This window comes from Streptomyces sp. NPDC021020 (assembly GCF_044333285.1).
Taxonomy (GTDB): domain Bacteria; phylum Actinomycetota; class Actinomycetes; order Streptomycetales; family Streptomycetaceae; genus Actinacidiphila.
This window is the reverse complement of record NZ_JBIRQQ010000004.1, coordinates 719,154-737,765: the sequence shown is the minus strand read 5'-3', so window position 1 is coordinate 737,765 and position 18,612 is coordinate 719,154. Positions and strand designations below refer to the sequence as shown.

The following is an 18,612-nucleotide window of genomic DNA, read 5'->3' as shown; positions in this document are numbered from 1 at the left end:
CGTGGAGCGCGCGAGGTCGGGGGCGGAGCGGCTGGCCCGGAAGGGGTATGCGTGGGTCGGGTCGTGGCTGCGGCTGTCGCCGGCGGCGGTGGACGCGGTGCTGGCGACGGGGCTGTTCATGGCCACGGTGGCGGCGCTGCGCCGGCCCATCGGCGACGAGCCGGCGCTGCTCGTGCCGCTGCACGCTGCGCTGGTGCTGCCGCTGGTGTGGCGGCGGCGGGCGCCGATGACGGTGTTCTGCTGCATCGCGGGGGCCGCCTTCGTCCAGTGGGCGTGCGATGTGCGGATCCCGACCGACGTCACGCTGCTGCTGGCGCTGTACGCGGTGGCCGCCTACAGCACCCGGCGCCGGACCCTGCTGGCCTTCGGCGTGCTGGAGTTCGGCGTCCTGCTGGCCACGCTGCGGTGGTCGGTGCACGACCGGGGCACGGGGACGTTCGTGTCGCTGTCGGCGATGGCGACCGCGGCGATGGTGCTCGGGCTGAACATGCGCAGTCGGCGGGACAGGTTGGCGGCGCTGGAGGACCGGGCGGTGCGGTTGGAAAGGGAGCGGGACCAGCAGGCGCAGTTGGCGGTGGCCGGGGAGCGGGCAAGGATCGCCCGGGAAATGCACGACATCGTGACGCACAACCTGTCGGTGATGGTGGCGCTCGCGGACGGTGCGTCCTTCGCGCAGCGTCAGTCGCCGGAGCGGGCGGCGGTCGCGATGCGGCAGGTGTCGGCGACCGGACGGCAGGCCATCACGGACATGCGGCGCTTTCTCGGGGTGCTGCGGGCCGACGAGCCCGACGCGCTGCGGCACCCGATGCCGGGCATCGGCCGGCTCCCGGCGCTGGTCGAGCAGGTGCGGGCGGCGGGGCTGCCGACCCGGCTGAGCGTGACGGGTGACCCGGCGCCGGTTCCGGCGGCGGCGCAGCTGACGGTCTACCGGCTCGTGCAGGAGGCCCTGACCAATACGCTCAAGCACGCGCCGGCGAAGGCCCGGGCCGATGTGCGGATCGGCTGTGCGCCGGAGGAGGTGACCGTGACGGTGACCGACGACGGCGCGGGTGCGGGACCCGTGCCCGACCTGGGGCGGCCCGCGGGGCACGGACTGCACGGGATGCGGGAACGTGCCGCGGTGTACGGCGGGCGGCTGACGGCCGGGCCGCTGCCCGGCGGTGGCTGGCAGGTGGCCGCCGTGCTCACCTTGACGACCCCGGAGGAGTTGTGACCACTGAATCAGCACCGCCGGCCGCGCGGCAGGCGGCCGATTCCCCGGCGGCCCGGCGGGCAGACCCGGCGATCCGGGTGCTGCTGGTGGACGACGAGCCGTTGCTGCGGATGGCCTTCACCATGGTGCTCGACGCGCAGGCCGACATGGCGGCGGTGGGCGAGGCGGGTGACGGGGCGCAGGCGGTGCGGCTGGCGCGGCAGTTGCGTCCGGACGTGGTGCTCATGGATGTCCGGATGCCCGGGACCGACGGTATCGAGGCGACGGCGCGGATCGTCGAGAGCTGCCCGGAGTCGAGGGTGCTGATCCTGACGACCTTCGATCTGGATGAGTACGCGTTTGCCGGGCTGCGCGCCGGGGCGTCCGGTTTCCTGCTGAAGAACGCGCTGCCCGAGGAGTTGCTCACCGCGATCCGCTCGGTGGCCGCGGGTGACGCGGTGGTGGCGCCGCGGATCACCCGGCGGCTGCTGGAGCACTTCGCGCATCAGCTCCCCGCGCCGGGCGGGGCGGAGGGACAGGAGAGCGCCGAGCGGCTGGCGCGGCTCACGGCCCGGGAGCGCGAGGTGCTGGTGGAGGTCGGCCGGGGCTTGTCCAACACCGAGATCGCGGCCTCGCTGCATCTGGCGGAGGCCACGGTGAAGACCCACTTCAGCCGGATCCTGGTCAAGCTGGAGCTGCGGGACCGCGTGCAGGCGGTGGTCTTCGCCTACGAGTCACGGCTGGTCCACCCGGCCTGAGCCGCCCGCCGGACGCGGTCAGGCGGGAAGCGGTCCTTCGTCGGCGGGGTCCTTGGCCTGTTCGGCGGCGGTGACGAGGTCGCGGGCCCGCTTCACGTCGTCGGCCATCCGCTCCAGCAGCGCATCGATGGTGTCGAACTTCTCCATGCCCCGCAGGTAGGCCAGGAAGTCGACGGCGACGTGCAGGCCGTAGAGGTCCAGGTCGACGCGGTCGATGGCGTAGGCCTCGACGGTCCGGGCGGTGCCGTTGAAGGTCGGGTTGGTGCCGACCGAGATCGCGGCGGGCATGGCCTCGTCGCCGACCCGCAGCCAGCCGGCGTAGACGCCGTCGGCGGGGATGGCGGTGTGCGGCAGCGTCTCGACGTTGGCCGTCGGATAGCCGAGGTCGCGGCCGCGCTGCGCGCCGCGTACGACAACGCCCTCGACACGGTGCGGCCGGCCCAGCACCTCGGCGGCGCCCTCGACATCGCCCGCGCCGATCAGCCGCCGGGTCAGGGAGGAGGAGAAGGGCTCGCCGCCGCCCGCCTCGCCGCGGACGAAGAGGTCGACGACCTCCAGGTCGTAGTCGTACTTCAGGCCGAGCGCGGAGAGGAACTCCACGTCGCCGGCCGCCTTGTGGCCGAAGCGGAAGTTGGGGCCCTCCACGACGTGGCGGGCGTGCAGGCCGTCCACCAGGACGGTGCGGATGAAGTCGCTCGGCGACAGCTGGGAGAATTCGCTGGTGAAGGGGAGGATCAGCAGGGCGTCCACACCGAGGGCGGCGATCAGCTCGGCGCGGTGGTGGTGGGCGGAGAGCAGCGGCGGGTGGCTGCCCGGCCGGACGACCTCGCTCGGGTGCGGGTCGAAGGTCACGACCACCGACGGAATCCGCAGCTCGCGCGCCCGCTGCACAGCGCGGCCCATGATCAGCTGATGGCCGCGGTGGACTCCGTCGTAGGAACCGATGGTGACGACGCAGCGCCCCCAGTCACCGGGAACGTCGTCCAATCCCCGCCAGCGCTGCACCTTGACGCTCCGCTTCCTCGCTGAATCACTGAGTCTCACTTTTCTGCAAGGCCAAGACTGCCATGCCGGTGCCCGCAGGCGCGCGTCCCCCCTGGGCAGGGGCCCGCGATTCGGCACACACCCGCCGGGCGGCCCGGCGCTGCGCGGCGGCGTACGGCCCGGCGGGTCACGGGGTGCGGGCGAGGCGGCGGCGGGCGCTGGGGCCGAGGAGCGGGTCCCAGATCGCCGTGTCGGTGAGCCAGGTCAGCAGGAGCCGCGCGAAGTCGGGCGTGGTGAGGGCCAGTTCGACGACGCGGCGGTCGAAGCGCGCGGCCCCCTCCGGAGTGCGCCCGAGCAGCAGGGCGACCCGGCGGACCAGGTCGTGGGTGAGGGGCGGCGGCCGGCGGCCCGCACCGGCGGCCGCCGCGGTGAGGAGCGCGTCGAGTACGTCGGGGTCGCGCTCGGTCTCCAGCGCGACGTCCAGCAGCTCCTGCCGCAGCGGCCGCGACAGATGGCTTCCCGGCGCGGCCAGGACGGCGACGAGGGCGCCGCGTACGGGGGCGGGGTGCTCGCGCAGCAGCGCCGTGGTGAACGGCAGCACGACGGACCGGACGCCGGGGCCCTGTTCGAGCCGCACGTCCAGGAAGCGGGCGGCCCCCGCCGCACCGGCCGGGCGGTACCGCAGGTGGTCCTGGACCATCGCCGCCGTCCTGCGCGCGAGCGCCGGCTCGGTCACGGCGGCCAGCTCCGCCAGGAGGTCCGCTTCCTCGCAGTCGGGCAGCGCGGACCGCAGCCGGGTCCGGAAGGCGGCGAGCACGGGCTCGGGATGGGTGGGCAGGGCCGCGGCGAGGGCGGCGGCGGGCAATCGCGGGTCGGCTGCGGCGAAGTGGTCGAGCGCGGCGGGCAGGTGGCGGCCGCGGGTGGCCGGGTCCCGGACGAGGATGCCGAGCGCCGCGCCGTGCAGCGAGGCGTCGCCGGGGCGGGACAGGATCGCGAGGGCGGCGTAGCGGAGCAGCTCCCGGTCGGCGCCGGAGCGGACGGCGAGCGCCGTACGCGGCCCGTACGCGGCGGCCGCGGCGTGGCGCACGGGGCGCGGGTCGTGCGCCCAGCGGTCCACGGCGCGGCAGACCGCCGACGGCTCGTCCTCGGCGAGCGCGGCGAGCAGCTCGTCGGCGCGGGGGTGGGCGGCGGCGACCAGGGCCTCGGTCAGGTCGTCCACGGCGAGCCCGCGGTGGGTGTGCAGCAGGGCCTGCGCCGCGGAGGCCACGGTCAGCCGCGGTCCCGGCATGCCCGGCGGCGCCTGGAGCGGGCGGTCGTCGTCGAACCAGCCGCACACGGCGGGCAGCACCGCGGCGGGCGTCCCGCACAGCAGGTCGGCCACGGCGGTCAGGAAGCGGTCGGTACGCTCCGGGCCGCCGGCGGCGCCACGGGTCCGGCCGCCGGACGGGCTACCCGGCGGCCCGTCGGCGGGGAGCAGCAGCCGCAGCAGGTCGAGGCGCTCGGCGAGCGGCAGCCGGACGCGGCGCCAGAACCATGGCCCGAAGTCGCCGAGGCCGCCCATGCCTTCCGGGGTGAAGCCGCCGCGCTCGACGGCGCGTACCGCGACGCGCGCGGCCAGGTCACGCAGTACGTCGAGGCAGACCTCGGCGTCCGGCAGCCGCAGCAGCACCTCGCGCAGCAGATGCGCCGCCCACCACAGGGCGTCCCCCTGCCGCTCGGCGGGCCCCGACACGGCCACCCGCCCCGCGGGTGCCACCTCCGCGGGCCACCCGCCGGGCGCGCCGTCCTGCCGCAGCGCCGCGGGGGGACCGGCGTACGGCTCGGCGCCGGGATGTCCGCGGCCCGCGGGCGCGCACGCCGCCGTACCGAGCCCGGCGCGGGTCGCGCGGTCGCCGGTCGGGTCGGCCGTGCCGTCGGGTGCGGCCGCGACAGGACCGCCGTGCGGCGGCCCCCATGCCCCTTCTGCCGGGCGGACTCCGGACGCCGCCGTGCCCCAGCCGGCCCAGGGCGGCGGCTCCTGCGTCCGGCTGCCGCCCCGTGCGGGGCGGGCCGGCGGGCCGCTCTCGATGTTCCGGGCCAGCCATGCGGGCACCCCGGGCGGGGCGACGTGAGGACCGGCGGGGCGGGGGGAGCGGGGGTTGGGGACGGTGTCCGCGTCGAGGTCGAGTCCGGGGGCGGGCGCGGGCGGCAGTGCGGGCTTGCGCGGCGTGCAGCGGGTGGGCGGCGGGGTGCGCCGGTCCAGCGCCTGGAGCAGGCCCGCCAGATGCCGGCCGAGCGCCTCCGGCGGCGCCGCCAGTAGCGCCTGCACCACCGGGCCGGCGCGGTGCCGCGGCACCGGCAGGGAGCGGGGCGCCGACGGCGGCGCGACCGGCGGGGCGGGCGGCACCGGCGGCAGCTGCCCGGCCCGGGCCGCGGGGCGGGACGGCAGCCGGACCGGCGCCTCGGCGGCGCCCGCGGCCGGCAGCGCGAACCAGCGGTGCACCAGGGCGTGCAGGGCCGCGTCGAGGTCCAGGTGCAGGGCCTGGAGCCAGTCGGCGGCCTCCTCGTGGGCGAAGCGGTAGCCCGCGCCCGCGGGCACGAGCAGGCCCTCGGTCAGTACGGCCGAGGCCCAGCCCGTACGCCACGGGAAGAGCTCCTCGAAGGCCTCCCGGTCCAGTTCGCCCTGGCCGGGGCCGAGGCAGCGCCGGGCCGCCTCGTGGACCTGTCCGGCGACCCGCGCGGCCAGCCGCCGCACCCCGGCGCCCCGCACCGGGGGCTCGGCCGTGGCCGCGAGCCGTACGGCGATGCGCAGGCACACCAGATCCAGGTGCGCGGCGAAGACCTCGGCGCGGGAGGGGCTGCCGCCGGCGTCCTCCGGCAGGGCTGCCCGCACCTCGGACAGCAGGCGCAGCGCCAGCGGGTGCGCGGCGTCCGCCGCGCCCAGCGCGCCCTCGGGCACGCCGTAGCGCACGCGGGCGGCCGCGGCCTGCGGGCCGTCCAGGTCGCCGAGCCGCAGGCACGGCGGCAGCGCGGGCGCGCCCGGCTCGCAGGGGGCGCCCGCCGGCCCGTACAGCAGCGCGGGCGGGAGCAGCCGGCCGGCGCGGTCCCAGAATTCCGGGCGGCAGGCGACGACCAGCCGGGCGTTCCCCGCGCGCAGCCAGCCCGCGGTGCCCGCCGCCCAGTCGGCCAGCGCGTGCGCCAGGACCGGCGGCATCTCCTCCGGCGCGTCCAGCAGGATGAGCAGCGGGCGGCCCGCCGCCCGGGCCAGCCCGGCGACGGCGTCGGGCGAGGCGTACGGCGGCTCGCCGGACGCCGCGGAGCCGACGATACGGGCGGCGGTGCGCAGCGAGCGCTCCACCGCGTCCCGCACCCCGCCGTCCGCGGGCCGCAGCTCCGCGCCGCGCAGCCACACGGTCGGGGCGGGCAGCGGGCCGCGGGCCCTGCGGGCGGCGAGCAGGGCCAGCTCCGTGCTGCGGCCGCTGCCCGGCTCGCCGACCAGGCCCAGCACCAGCGGGGCGTCGTCGCCGGGGGCGAGGAAATCCCGGAGGGCGCCGGTCACGTCGGGCCGCGCGACGGGCTCGCGCCACTCCCCCGGGCCGGTCGCCGTGCCGACCGAGGTCGCGGTGAGCTGCAGGGCGCCGGCGAGGTTGAGGTGCGGCCCGTAGCCGGGCACGGTCGCGGCGTTGCGGTCCAGCAGGTCGGCGAGGGCGGGCGGGGCGCCCGCGGGGCGCAGCGGCAGCGCGAAACCCGCCGCCCGGTGGCCTGCGTGCAGCGCCGTCGCGACGACGCCCAGCACCGCGCCGGTCGCCGCGTCGATCACCGGCGCGCCCGAGGCCTGCGGTGCGACCCGGCTCATGTCGGCGCCGTCCAGGGCGAGTTCGTAGACGTCCTCGATGAGGTGGAAGCGGTCGGTCGCGGTGTAGGTCACCGCGGCCGTGCCGATGACCGCGCCGTCCGTGCGGTGCGGCAGCCGTACCCGTATCCGCCGCTCCGGGTGGGCCGGGCCGCCCGTCGCGACCGGGAGCGGCGGCACGCCCAGGCCCTCGGTGGCCACCAGCGCGAGGCCCTGCTCGGGCAATGGGGTGATCGCGGCGGACTCCGCCAGGCAGAGGCGGCCGCCGGGGGCGTGCAGGACGAGGCGGGCGAGGCCGTCGACCGCCTCGTGGCTGGTCACCATGGTGCCGGCGCCGTCCGCGAGGAAGCCGGTGCCGCGGGGGCGCCCCGCGAGGTCGCACACCCGGATCAGCGCGGAGTCCGGTCCGCCGCCGTGTGCTGCCGCCGCTGCTGTCGCCATCCGGGCGTCACCTCCCCCGTACCCCGCGCCCAATTCGTCCCGCTTCGACGGTACGGGCCGCGGTGTCGCCGGGCGGCGATCGTGGGGGGCAACGCCACCTGTGCGCCGCGGTTTCACACCGCGCGCTCGGCCATTCGGGGGAGGGTGCGGCCTCCCCGGTCCGCCGCTGGGGGTTGCGGGGTGCCGCTTGGGGCCGCGCCGCGGCCGTCCGCCGGTGGGGGTTGCGCGCGCAGTTCCCCGCGCCCCCTTCGCACCGGGGCGCCTCGCAAGGTGTCCCCGCGCGCCTCCACCGGTGGGTGGCTTGCCGCGCAGTTCCCCGCGCCCCAGGGTGGGCATCGCCCTGCGTAGGGGCAGCGCTCCTCAGGGGCGCGGGGAGCTGCGCGCGCAACCGGCCGTCGGCGGGAGGTCGCGGCGGCGCCGCGAGGTCCGCCCCAGGGGTGATTCCCGGCCCGCCCCCGGAGGGTCAGGCGGGGAAGCCCGCGAGGATGCGGGCCTGGCCCTCGTGGGGTTCGACGAGGGCCAGCAGGCGGCCGTCGGGGGCGAACGCGGCGGTCGGGCCGGGGGGCAGTTCGGGGACGGCGATGCGGACCCCGTGGGAGAGGAGCTGCGCCTGGGCGGGGTCGACGTCCCAGCGGGGGAAGGCGGCGGCCGCGGCGTCCTCCAGCGGGAGGACGGCGAAGGATTCGGCCAGCTCGTCGAGGGTGCGCGCGCCGCTCAGGTCGTAGGGGCCGACGCGCGTGCGGCGCAGCGCCGTGAGGTGGCCGCCAACGCCGAGGCCGGCTCCCAGGTCGCGGGCCAGCGCGCGGATGTACGTACCGGACGAGCAGACCACCGTGACGTCCAGGTCGAGGACGCCCTCGTCCGGCGCGCCGGGTCGTACGTCCTGGACGGTGAACGAGTGCACGGTCACCGGCCGGGCCGCGAGTTCAAACTCCTCGCCCTCCCGCACCCGGGTGTAGGACCGCACGCCGTTGACCTTGATCGCGCTGACCTTCGACGGCACCTGCTGGATCGGCCCGGTCAGCGCGGCGACACCCGCGTCGAGGGCCTCCCGGGTGACCGCCGCGACGGCCGCGGGCGGCGCGGTCTCGGTGACCTCGCCCTCCGCGTCGTCGGTGACCGTGGCCTGGCCGAGCCGGATGGTGGCGGCGTACTCCTTCTCGGTCAGCGCGAGGTGGCCGAGCAGCCGGGTGGCCTTCTCCACGCCGACGACGAGCACGCCGGTCGCCATGGGGTCGAGCGTGCCGGCGTGGCCGACCCGGCGGGTGCCGGCGAAACGGCGCAGCCGGGAGACCACGCCGTGCGAGGTGAGCCCGCCGGGCTTGTCGACGACGACGAGCCCGGACGGGGCGGCGGGACGCGTCATGCCTGCGACGTACCGCCCTTGGAACCCTCGGAGCCCTCGGCTGAACCCTCGGAGCCCTCGGAGCCCTCGGAACCCTCGGCGCCCTCAGATCCCTCCGGCTCCTCCGGCCCGTCGGGCTCGTCCTCGTCGTCGAGATCCGCGTCGTCGAGATCCGCCTCCGCGGGCTTGCGGTACGGGTCCGCGTCCCCCGCGTACTGCGCGTCCGTGGCGGTCTTGCGGACCTCCGCGTCGGCCGCCCGCGCCTTGGCGAGCAGATCGTCGATGGTGCGCGCGTTGTCCGGCAGGGCGTCGGCCACGAAGGCCAGGGTGGGCGTGAAGCGCACCCCGGTCTGCCGTCCGACCTCGGATCGCAGCACACCCTTGGCGCTCTCCAGGGCAGCGGCGGAGGCCGCCCGCTCCTCGTCGTCGCCGTAGACCGTGTAGAAGACCGTCGCCTCCCGCAGGTCGCCGGTGACCCGGGTGTCGGTGATCGTCACATAGCCCAGCCGCGGATCCTTGATCCGCCGCTGCAGGGTCTCGGCGACCACGACCCGGATGCGGTCGGCCAGCTTGCGCGCCCGCGCGGTGTCGGTCATCGTCTTCTTCTCTCTCTGTCCTGGTTCGTCGTGCTCGGCGGCGGGGCGGCGGCACGGGAGCCGCCGCCCGGCCGTCACCGGCCGGCCGGTGTGCTCCCGGCCGCTCAGTCGTCGTCGCCGTGGATCCGCTGCCGTGCCGACAGCAGGTCCACCTCGGGACGGTCGAACATCCAGCGCTCGCACCGGTCGAGTACGTCCGTGACGTGCCCGAGGTCGCCGGACACCACCGCGAGTCCTATCTCTGCCCTGCGGTAGAGGTCCTGCTCCCCGGTCTCGGCCACGCTCACACCGAACTTCCGGTGCAGCTCGGCGACGATCGGACGGACCACCGACCGCTTCTCCTTCAGGGACCGTACGTCACCCAGGAGCAGGTCGAAACGCAACGTGCCTGCATACATGGGTACGACGGTACAGGCGACGGCCGGGGCCCATCGACGGGATTTCTCCCGCCGACCGGCCCCGGCCCCTTGACGCGTGTCAGCCGCGCGGCTTCTCGCGCATCTCGTACGTCGCGATGACGTCGTCGATCTTGATGTCGTTGTAGTTGCCGAGGTTGATACCGCCCTCGTAACCCTCACGAATCTCGGTGACGTCGTCCTTGAAGCGGCGCAGACCCTCGATGTTGAGGTTCTCCGCGATGACCTTGCCGTCGCGGAGCAGGCGGGCCTTGGTGTTGCGCCGGACCTCGCCGGAGCGGACCAGCACACCGGCGATGTTGCCGAGCTTGGAGGAGCGGAAGACCTCGCGGATCTCCGCAGTGCCGAGCTCGACCTCCTCGTACTCCGGCTTGAGCATGCCCTTGAGCGCCGCTTCGATCTCCTCGATGGCCTGGTAGATCACCGAGTAGTAGCGGACGTCGACGCCCTCGCGCTCGGCCATCTGCGCGGCACGGCCGGCCGCGCGGACGTTGAAGCCGATGACGATCGCGTCGGAGCCGGTCGCCAGGTCGATGTCCGACTCGGTGACCGCACCCACACCGCGGTGCAGCACGCGGATCTCGACCTCTTCGCCGACGTCGAGCTGGAGCAGCGAGGACTCGAGGGCCTCGACCGAACCGGACGCGTCGCCCTTGATGATGAGGTTGAGTTCCTGCACCAGACCGGCCTTGAGGGCCTCGTCCAGGTTCTCCAGGGAGAACCGCACGCCCTTGCGGGCGAAGCGGACGTTGCGCTCGCGGGCCGCACGCTTCTCGGCGATCTGCCGGGCGGTGCGGTCCTCGTCGACGACCAGGAAGTTGTCGCCGGCGCCGGGCACGTTGGTCAGACCGAGGACGAGGACCGGGGTCGACGGAGTCGCCTCGTCCACGTTCTCGCCCTTGTCGTCGAGCATGGCGCGCACCCGGCCGTAGGCGTCGCCGACGACCATCGTGTCGCCGACCCGCAGCGTGCCGCGCTGGACGAGGACGGTCGCGACAGCGCCGCGGCCCTTGTCCAGGTGGGCCTCGATCGCGATGCCCTGCGCGTCCTGCTCCGGGTTGGCCCGCAGGTCGAGCGAGGCGTCCGCGGTGAGGATCACGGCCTCCAGCAGGCTGTCGATGTTCAGACCCTGCTTGGCGGAGATGTCGACGAACATGGTGTCGCCGCCGTACTCCTCGGCCACCAGACCGAACTCGGTGAGCTGGCCGCGCACCTTGGTCGGGTCGGCGCCCTCGACGTCGATCTTGTTGACCGCGACCACGATCGGCACGTCGGCCGCCTTGGCGTGGTTCAGCGCCTCGATCGTCTGCGGCATCACACCGTCGTTGGCCGCGACCACCAGGATCGCGATGTCGGTGGACTTCGCACCACGGGCACGCATGGCGGTGAACGCCTCGTGACCCGGGGTGTCGATGAAGGTGATCGCGCGCTCTTCGCCGTTGACGTCGGTGGCCACCTGGTAGGCACCGATGTGCTGGGTGATGCCGCCGGCCTCGCCCGCGACCACGTTGGTCTTGCGGATCGCGTCGAGCAGGCGGGTCTTGCCGTGGTCGACGTGACCCATGACAGTGACCACCGGCGGGCGGGAGACGAGCATCTCCTCGCCGCCCTCGTCCTCACCGAACTCGATGGAGAACGACTCGAGCAGCTCGCGGTCCTCCTCCTCCGGGCTGACGATCTCCAGCACGTAGTTCATCTCGCCGGCCAGCAGCTCCAGGGTGGAGTCCGAGACCGACTGGGTGGCCGTGACCATCTCACCGAGGTTGAGCATCACCTGGACGAGCGACGCCGGGTTGGCGTTGATCTTCTCGGCGAAGTCGGTGAGCGAGGCACCGCGCGACAGGCGCACGGTCTGGCCGTTGCCGCGGGGCAGCAGCACGCCGCCCACGGACGGGGCCTGCATGGCCTCGTACTCCTGGCGCCGCTGGCGCTTGCTCTTACGGCCGCGCGCCGGACGTCCGCCCGGGCCGCGCCCGAACGCACCCTGTGTGCCGCCACGACCGCCGGGGCCGCCGGGACGCCCGCCGAAACCGCCGGGACGGGGACCGAAGCCACCACCGCCACCACCGGCGCCGCCGCCGGGACGGGGGCCGCCGAAGCCGCCACCGCCACCGCCGGGACGGCTGCCGGGACCGGCCGGACGGCCGGCGAACCCGCCGCCACCGCCACCGCCGGGACGACCGCCCGGACCACCGGGACGACCGCCCGGACCGCCGGGACGGCCACCGGGACCACCAGGACGGCCACCGGGGGACGGGGCCGGACGCTGCGGCATCATGCCCGGGTTCGGGCGCGGGCCGGAGCCCTGCGGGCGGGGCATGCCGCCCGGGCTCGGGCGGGCACCGCCGGCGCCCGGAGCACCCTGGCCCGGAGCCGGACGCGGAGCGCCGCCGGGACGCGGGGCGCCGCCGCCGGGCCCTGCCGGGCGCGGGGCACCGCCCTGGCCGCCGCCGGGACGCGGCGCGCCACCGGGGCGCGGCATGCCGGTGGAGCCGGACGTGAACGGGTTGTTGCCAGGACGCGGGCCCGCGGGACGCGGCGCGCCGGGACGCGGGGCACCGCCCTGGCCGGGCGCGGGGCGCCCGCCGGGACGGGCGCCGGAGTCGCGGCCCTCACGGCTGTCGCGCTGGCCGCCGTCACGCTGGCCGCCGCCCTGCGCGGGACGCGCCGGGCGCGGACCGGGGGTGGGGCCGGAACGGCTCTGCTGGGTCTGGCCCTGGTTCTGATTCTGGTTCGCCGGGGGCGCGGCGGGCGGCGCCTGGAACTCAGCGGCCGGCACGGGGGCGGCGGGACTGGGCTTCGGCGCGGCAGGGCCGGGCTTGGGCGCACCGGGGCCGGGCCGCGGGCCGGAGGACGGCGCGGAGCCGCTTCCCGGCGCGGCGGGGGCCGCGGGGGTGGAGCTGCCGGCCGGCTTGGGCGCCGGGGCAGCAGGACGGGCCGGCGCACCCGGGGTGGGGGCAGCCGGCTTGGCGGGCGCGCTCTTGCGCGGCGCCGAGGGCTTCGCAGCGGACTTGCCGGCGTTGCCGCCGCCCGGTCCCTGGAAAGCGTCGGTCAGTTTACGGACGACCGGTGCCTCGATGGTCGAGGACGCCGAACGGACGAACTCGCCGAGTTCCTGGAGCTTGGCCATGACGACCTTGCTCTCGACTCCCATCTCCTTGGCGAGTTCGTAGACCCGGACCTTAGCCACTTCGCTCCTTTTAGGTCCGGGGTGTCCACCGGACCGTCGCTACTTCATGGGCGTACTCATCGCGTACTCATCGAGTGCTCATCGCAATCTCGACCTACTTCCATCTCGCGAGGTACCTGATCGCACGGGAGGACCCGTGCCGTACTTCTTCACTGCCTTCTTACGGGGCTGCCTGCTGCTCGACAAACCGGCGCACTTCCGCGGTGTCGGGCGCGACCGGGCTTTTGAAGGCCCGGCCGAACGCCCGGCGGCGTACCGCCAGGTCAAGGCAGGCAAGGGCGGGATGCACATACGCACCCCGACCGGGCAGCGTACCGCGACGATCGGGAACGCACGCGTCCCCGATCCTCACCACACGCAGCAGTTCGCTCTTGGCCGCTCGCTGACGGCACCCGACGCACGTACGCTCCGGGCATGCTGGCGACAGCGTCCGACCAGACACTCTTTAGTCTACCTCCCCGCACGGACGTCACTCCTTCGAGTACGCCCACGTACGGCTGTTCGTTTCTGGTTCGCCCCGCGAAGCACGTGATCCGGCCGCGCAGGGGCGGGGTTTCAGCCTTCCGGACGCGCCTGCACCGGTGACTGGCCGCCGGACGGCGGCTGCTCGGTGCCCTCGGTGTCGGGGCGGATGTCGATCCGCCACCCGGTGAGCCGGGCGGCGAGCCGGGCGTTCTGGCCCTCCTTGCCGATGGCCAGTGACAGCTGGTAGTCGGGCACCGTCACCCGGGCGGAGCGGGCGCCCGCGTCCACCACCTCGACCCGGGACACCCGGGCGGGTGACAGCGCGTTCGCCACCATGTCGGCCGGGTCGTCCGACCAGTCGACGATGTCGATCTTCTCGCCGTTCAGCTCGGCCATCACCGCGCGCACCCGGGCGCCCATCGGGCCGATGCACGCGCCCTTGGCGTTGAGCCCGGAGCGCCCCGAGCGGACCGCGATCTTGGTACGGTGGCCGGCCTCGCGCGCGATGGCCTCGATGGTCACCGAACCGTCGGCGATCTCCGGCACCTCCAGCGCGAAGAGCTTCTTCACCAGGTTGGGGTGCGTGCGCGACAGCGTGACCTGCGGGCCGCGAACGCCCTTGGCCACCCGCACGACGTACGTCCGCAGCCGGGTGCCGTGCTTGTACTCCTCGCCGGGCACCTGCTCCTGCACCGGCAGCAGGGCCTCCAGCTTGCCGATGTCGACCAGGACGTTCTTGGGGTCCTTGCCCTGCTGGACGACACCGGTGACGATGTCGCCCTCCCGGCCGGCGTACTCGCCGAACGTCACGTCGTCCTCGGCGTCGCGCAGCCGCTGCAGGATCACCTGCTTGGCGGTCGACGCGGCGATCCGGCCGAAGCCCGAGGGCGTGTCGTCGAACTCGCGGGGCTCGGCGCCCTCGGCGACCTCGTCCGGCTCCTCGGTGGCCCACACCGTCACATGTCCGCTGGTGCGGTCCAGCTCCACCCGGGCGCGCCGGTGGCTGCCGGGTTCGCGGTGGTAGGCGATCAGCAGCGCCGACTCGATGGCCTCGACCAGCAGGTCGAAAGAGATCTGCCGCTCCTGCACCAGACCCCGCAGGGCCTTCATGTCGATGTCCACGGCTACGCCTCCTCGGTCGTCTCGTCGATGTCGCTGTCGGTGTCACTGCTGCTGTCGCTGCCGAAATCCGCGTCGCCGTCGTCGGCGGCGTCCTCGGGGGCGCCGTCGCGGCGGGTGAACTCGACTTCGACCCGGGCCTTCGCGATCTCGGCGAAATCCGCACGGGCGGGCTTGGGCTTGCGGCCCTTCACGCCCGGCACCTCCAGGTCGAGACCCGTCTCGTCCACCGCCATGATCCGTGCGATCAGCTCGCCGCGCTCCTTGAGCGCCAGCTTCACCAGCCGTCCGGTGTTGCGGCGGAAGTGCCGGGGTTCGGTCAGCGGCCGGTCGGTGCCCGGAGAGGTGACCTCCAGGACGTACTCCGCCTCGCCCATCACGTCCGAGGCGTCCAGCGCCTGCGACAGCGAGCGGCTGATCTCGGCCACGGCGTCGAGCTGGACGCCTTCCTCGGAATCCACCACGACCAGCAGTTGGCGACGGCGGCCGGAGGCACTCAGCGTGACCTCTTCGAGTTCGAGACCCGCTTTGTCGACAAGGGGCTCGAACAGCGCGCGCAGCCTCTCGCTCTGGGTGGTGCTCATCCGGGTGACTCCTCGGCCGCGTGTGCTGTTGTGATGGAAGGTCGCGTGTAAAGGCAAGGCTACCCGAGCCGGGGCGGCGCACCGTGCCACTTCGGCACCCGTACACTCCCCCCATGATCCCGGAGGCGGCGGCTCGGCTGAGCAGGCGGAGCGTGATGGCGGCGGCGGTCGCGGCGGTCGGCACCGGGTGCTCGGCGGACGCGACCGGCGCCGACAGCAAGGGCGGCGCGGACGCGCGGCAGCAGGCCGCGGTGCCGCCCGGCACCGCGGAGCAGGCCCGCGCGGCGCGCGACAGCGCGGATCTGCTCGGGCGGTACGACGCCGCCGCCGCGGCGCACCCCTCGCTCGCCGCCCGCCTGGCCCCGCTGCGGGCCGAGGTCGCCCGGCACGTCGAGGCCTTCGGCGGCACCCTGCCCGCCGCCGGGGCCCGGCCCTCCGCCGCCGGCGCGGCGACCACGGCCGAGGAGGCGCTCGCCACGCTGGCCGCCGCCGAGCGCACGCTGGCCGACAGCCGGGCGGCCACGGTACTGACCGTGCCGGGCGGGCTGGCCCGGCTGCTCGCGTCCGTCGCCGCCTGCGGCGCGGGCCACGCGGCGCTGCTGGGCGGCAAGCCGGGCAAGGCCGGCAAAGGCAGCGAGGACGGCAAGGGCGGCACCGGCGGGGACGGGACCGCGGGCGCCGACGGGCACGAGGGCTGAGGCGGTGGATCGGTGAACGCGGTCATCGACGCGGTGCAGGCGGCGCTGGCCGCCGAATACGCCGCGGTGTACGGCTACGGCGTCGTCGGCGGCCATCTGACCGGCTCCCGGCAGGCCGACGCGCGGCAGGGCTACGACGCCCACCGCGCCCGCCGCGACGCCCTGGTCCGCACGGTCGCCGACCTCGGCGCCTCCCCGGCGGCCGAGCCGGTCGGCTACACGCTGCCCTTCTCGGTGACCGGGCCGGAATCCGCCGCCAGGCTCGCGGCGTACGTCGAGGAGCACGTGGCGGGCGCCTACGGCGACGTGGTGCGCACCGCGCTGGGGGGCCTGCGGCAGGACGCGGCATCCGCGATGCGTGACGCGGCGGTGCGTGCCGTACGGTGGCGCGGCGGCAGCGTAGCCTTCCCGGGTCTGGCGGAACGCGGCTGACCGCGCCCGCCGGGCGGGCGACAGGCCGCACGGAGGGCAGGGCACAGCGAATGGGTTCAGCAGCGCACCAGGGGCAGGCGCCGGCGGACGGCCCGCAGCCGCCGGAGCGGCTGGTGCGTACGGTCACCGCATGGGAGGGCGAGGCGGGCCGGGCATGGCTCGCGCAGCTGCCCGGCCGGGTGGCCCGGCTGCTGGAGCGCTGGGAGCTGACCGTGGAGCGGGTCGTCGCGGCCGGCGGCCAGATCAGCATGATCGTGCTGGTGCGCACCGCGGAGGGCGACCCGGCGGTGCTCAAGGTCGGCATGGTCAACCGGGAGACCGAGCACGAGCACGCCGCGCTCGCGCACTGGGACGGGCGCGGCGCCGTACGGCTGCTGCGGGCCGACCCGGACGAGGGCGCGATGCTGCTGGAGCGGCTGCAGGCCGATGTGTCGCTGCGCTCGCTGGCCGAGGCCAAGGCGCTGCTGGAGGCCGAGGGGGTGCTCCAGCGGCTGTGGGTGCCGCCCGCCGCGGACCATCCGTTCCGCGCCGTGGCCGACATGACCGGCGAGCTGGCGGAGCTGCTGCGGACCCGGCGCGGCGAGCCCTACGCGGCCGACGCGGCGCCGCTGATCGACGAGGCGCTGGCGGCGCAGGCCGAACTCGCGGGCTCCGCCGCCGAGGTGGAGACGGTGCTGCTGCACGGCGACTACCACCAGGGCAATGTGCTGGCCGGCGAGCGGGTGCCGTGGCTGGCGATCGACCCCAAGCCGCTGGTCGGTGAGCGGGCCTTCGACCTGGCGTGGCTGGCCAGGGACCGGCTGCCGACGCTCGCCGCGCAGCCGGGTTCGCGGAGCACCGCGCGGCGCCGGATCGCGAAGCTGGCGGACGCGCTGGAGGTGGACGCGGAGCGGCTGCGCGGCTGGTCCGTCTTCCGCGCCGTCGAGGCGGGCGTGTGGTATCTGTCCGTCGGCGGGCGCGAGGACGGCGAGCTGCTGCTGGAGTTCGCGAGCTGGCTGTAGCCGTACCCGGCGGGCGGGACCTCGGGTACCGATCAGCGCAGCAGCGGCAGCGGGGCGCCCATCACGGAGTACGGACGGGCGGCGCTGGGAAAGTGCACCGGGCGGGCCAGGTCGCGGTAGCCGAGCGCGTGGTAGAGGTGCCGGGCGGGGGTGTCGGCGTCGATGGCGGACAGGATGCTGCGCGGCTCGCTCGCGGCGTCGGTGAGCGCGGTGATCAGGGCGCGGCCCAGTCCGCGGCCCTGGAAGTCCGGCAGCACGTGCAGCTCGGTGATCACGAAGGAATCGTCCAGCCAGCCGTCGTTGCCCTCGCGGCGCAGGTACGGCTGCACCACGCTGGACCACCAGTGGCCGCGGTCGTTGGGCAGCCCGTACACGAAGCCGACGATGCGCCCGCCGGGGGTGTGCGCGGTGAGGGCCCGCGCGCCCGGGTCGGCCAGGTGCCGCAGCACGATCTGCCGCCGGATGGCGACCTCTTCGGGCCCGAGCCCGAAGGCGACGGCCTGGACGGCGAGGGCCTCGTCGACATGCGCGGCGAGATCGGCCGGCTCGACCACCACGTTCTCCATGGGCCCGGAGACTACCCCGCCGCCTTCCCCGGCCCATGATCGCGCAGGCCAGCGCGCCCGGCGGCTGGACCTGGTCGCTAGAAGAGCACCGACATGAAGGAGCCGACCTCGGTGAAGCCCACCCGCTCGTAGGCGGCGCGGGCCGGGGTGTTGAAGTCGTTGACGTAGAGGCTGACGACGGGCGCCACATCGCGCAGCGCGTAGCTCAGGACGGCGGCCATGCCCGTCTCGGACAGCCGTCGGCCGCGGTGGGCCGGGGCCACCCAGACGCCCTGGATCTGGCACGTCTGGCGGGTGACGGCGCCGATCTCCGCCTTGAAGACCACCTCGCCGTCCTCGATCCGCGCGAACGCCCGCCCGTTGGAGACCAGTTCGGCGACGCGCGCCTGGTAGAGCAGCCCGCCGTCGCCGGCCAGCGGGGAGACGCCGACCTCCTCGGTGAACATCGCCACGCAGGCCGGCATGATCACGTCCATCTCGTGCTTGCCCACCCGGCGCACCAGCGGGTCCGGCGCGATGTCCGCGGGCAGCGAGCGGGTCGTCATGAGCGGCTGGTGGCGGCGCACCTCACGGGCCGGGCCCCAGTACGGCTCCAGACGGGCCCACAGGTCGGCGGTGGGTCCGGCCGGGCCGACGAGGGAGGAGCAGCGGCGGCCGGACCTGCGGGCGCGTTCGGCGAAGGCGGCGACCGCCTCGGGGGTGGCGCAGATCGGTACGAGGTTGGCGCCCGCGTAGCACAGCGAGACGAGCCGCCCGGCTTCGTACCAGCCCCACATCTCGCCGCCGAGCCGCCACGGGTCGAGCCCGGCGATGTTGACCCGGGAGGTGACGAACGCGTTGGCGACCGGGTCGCGGTGCAGCACCGCGAGGGCGGCGTCGAGATCACCCGGTTCCAGGACGCGGGCTGTCGAGTGGGTCAGCACGTGGGGGCCTCACCGTCTTCGGTCCGTGGGCCGCTGCCGCAGGTGTGGAGTGGAGTGCGCACTTTACCCG

At 75.4% G+C, this 18,612-nt stretch carries 16 protein-coding genes; 5 read left to right on the top strand and 11 right to left on the bottom strand.

Annotation, left to right across the window (positions count from 1 at the left end):
• The first annotated feature begins 1 nt into the window (after position 1).
• Complete coding sequence (locus ACH4SL_RS14980; RefSeq protein ID WP_398445230.1) at positions 2–1,213, top strand: sensor histidine kinase; 1,212 nt, start codon at positions 2–4, stop codon at positions 1,211–1,213.
• Between the two features lie 71 nt (positions 1,214–1,284).
• Positions 1,285–1,950 carry a response regulator gene (locus tag ACH4SL_RS14975; RefSeq protein WP_398445366.1) on the top strand — a complete coding sequence of 222 codons (666 nt, stop codon included), beginning with the start codon at positions 1,285–1,287 and terminating at the stop codon, positions 1,948–1,950.
• An 18-nt stretch (positions 1,951–1,968) separates the two neighbouring features.
• On the opposite strand, the gene ACH4SL_RS14970 is transcribed toward ACH4SL_RS14975, so the two are convergent.
• The 9 genes from ACH4SL_RS14970 to rimP all read right to left on the bottom strand — a co-directional run bounded on the left by ACH4SL_RS14970 (position 1,969) and on the right by rimP (position 14,922).
• Complete coding sequence (locus ACH4SL_RS14970) at positions 1,969–2,955, bottom strand: bifunctional riboflavin kinase/FAD synthetase (protein ID WP_398445228.1); 987 nt, start codon at positions 2,953–2,955, stop codon at positions 1,969–1,971.
• 166 nt (positions 2,956–3,121) lie between these two features.
• Positions 3,122–7,207: a trypsin-like peptidase domain-containing protein gene (locus tag ACH4SL_RS14965; RefSeq protein WP_398445226.1), complete on the bottom strand. Its 4,086-nt coding sequence runs from the start codon at positions 7,205–7,207 to the stop codon at positions 3,122–3,124.
• 463 nt (positions 7,208–7,670) lie between these two features.
• A complete protein-coding gene (gene truB, locus ACH4SL_RS14960; protein WP_398445224.1) occupies positions 7,671–8,573 on the bottom strand; it encodes a tRNA pseudouridine(55) synthase TruB in 903 nt (300 codons plus the stop codon).
• Entirely contained in the window at positions 8,570–9,148 is a 579-nt protein-coding gene (gene rbfA, locus ACH4SL_RS14955) for a 30S ribosome-binding factor RbfA (protein WP_398445221.1), read from the bottom strand. Before rbfA ends, truB begins: the two co-directional genes overlap by 4 nt.
• A 104-nt stretch (positions 9,149–9,252) precedes the next feature.
• Complete coding sequence (locus tag ACH4SL_RS14950; RefSeq protein WP_398445219.1) at positions 9,253–9,546, bottom strand: DUF503 domain-containing protein; 294 nt, start codon at positions 9,544–9,546, stop codon at positions 9,253–9,255.
• Positions 9,547–9,625: 79 nt separating this feature from the next.
• A complete protein-coding gene (gene infB / locus ACH4SL_RS14945; RefSeq protein WP_398445217.1) occupies positions 9,626–12,754 on the bottom strand; it encodes a translation initiation factor IF-2 in 3,129 nt (1,042 codons plus the stop codon).
• A 160-nt stretch (positions 12,755–12,914) separates the two neighbouring features.
• Positions 12,915–13,196 carry a YlxR family protein gene (locus ACH4SL_RS14940; protein WP_398445215.1) on the bottom strand — a complete coding sequence of 94 codons (282 nt, stop codon included), beginning with the start codon at positions 13,194–13,196 and terminating at the stop codon, positions 12,915–12,917.
• A gap of 113 nt (positions 13,197–13,309) precedes the next feature.
• The gene (nusA, locus tag ACH4SL_RS14935) at positions 13,310–14,341 is read right to left on the bottom strand and encodes a transcription termination factor NusA (protein WP_398445213.1); all 1,032 of its coding nucleotides are present in this window, start codon (positions 14,339–14,341) and stop codon (positions 13,310–13,312) included.
• 2 nt (positions 14,342–14,343) lie between these two features.
• On the bottom strand, positions 14,344–14,922 hold the full coding sequence (gene rimP, locus ACH4SL_RS14930) for a ribosome maturation factor RimP (RefSeq protein ID WP_398445211.1): 579 nt from the start codon (positions 14,920–14,922) through the stop codon (positions 14,344–14,346).
• A gap of 113 nt (positions 14,923–15,035) precedes the next feature.
• On the opposite strand from rimP, the gene ACH4SL_RS14925 reads away from it, so the two are divergent.
• From ACH4SL_RS14925 to ACH4SL_RS14915, 3 genes are read left to right on the top strand one after another with little or no spacing between them, the layout of a single operon-like run.
• Positions 15,036–15,620 (top strand): hypothetical protein, encoded by a 585-nt coding sequence (locus ACH4SL_RS14925; RefSeq protein ID WP_398445209.1) that lies wholly within the window; start codon positions 15,036–15,038, stop codon positions 15,618–15,620.
• Between the two features lie 12 nt (positions 15,621–15,632).
• Positions 15,633–16,052 (top strand): ferritin-like domain-containing protein, encoded by a 420-nt coding sequence (locus tag ACH4SL_RS14920; RefSeq protein ID WP_398445207.1) that lies wholly within the window; start codon positions 15,633–15,635, stop codon positions 16,050–16,052.
• Positions 16,053–16,102: 50 nt separating this feature from the next.
• Entirely contained in the window at positions 16,103–17,053 is a 951-nt protein-coding gene (locus ACH4SL_RS14915) for an aminoglycoside phosphotransferase family protein (protein ID WP_398445205.1), read from the top strand.
• A 32-nt stretch (positions 17,054–17,085) separates the two neighbouring features.
• On the opposite strand, the gene ACH4SL_RS14910 is transcribed toward ACH4SL_RS14915, so the two are convergent.
• Together ACH4SL_RS14910 and ACH4SL_RS14905 are read right to left on the bottom strand one after the other, a co-directional pair.
• Positions 17,086–17,619, bottom strand: coding sequence for a GNAT family N-acetyltransferase (locus tag ACH4SL_RS14910; RefSeq protein ID WP_398445203.1), 534 nt, complete (start codon positions 17,617–17,619; stop codon positions 17,086–17,088).
• A gap of 77 nt (positions 17,620–17,696) precedes the next feature.
• Entirely contained in the window at positions 17,697–18,542 is an 846-nt protein-coding gene (locus ACH4SL_RS14905; protein ID WP_398445201.1) for a GNAT family N-acetyltransferase, read from the bottom strand.
• Between the last annotated feature and the right edge of the window lie 70 nt (positions 18,543–18,612).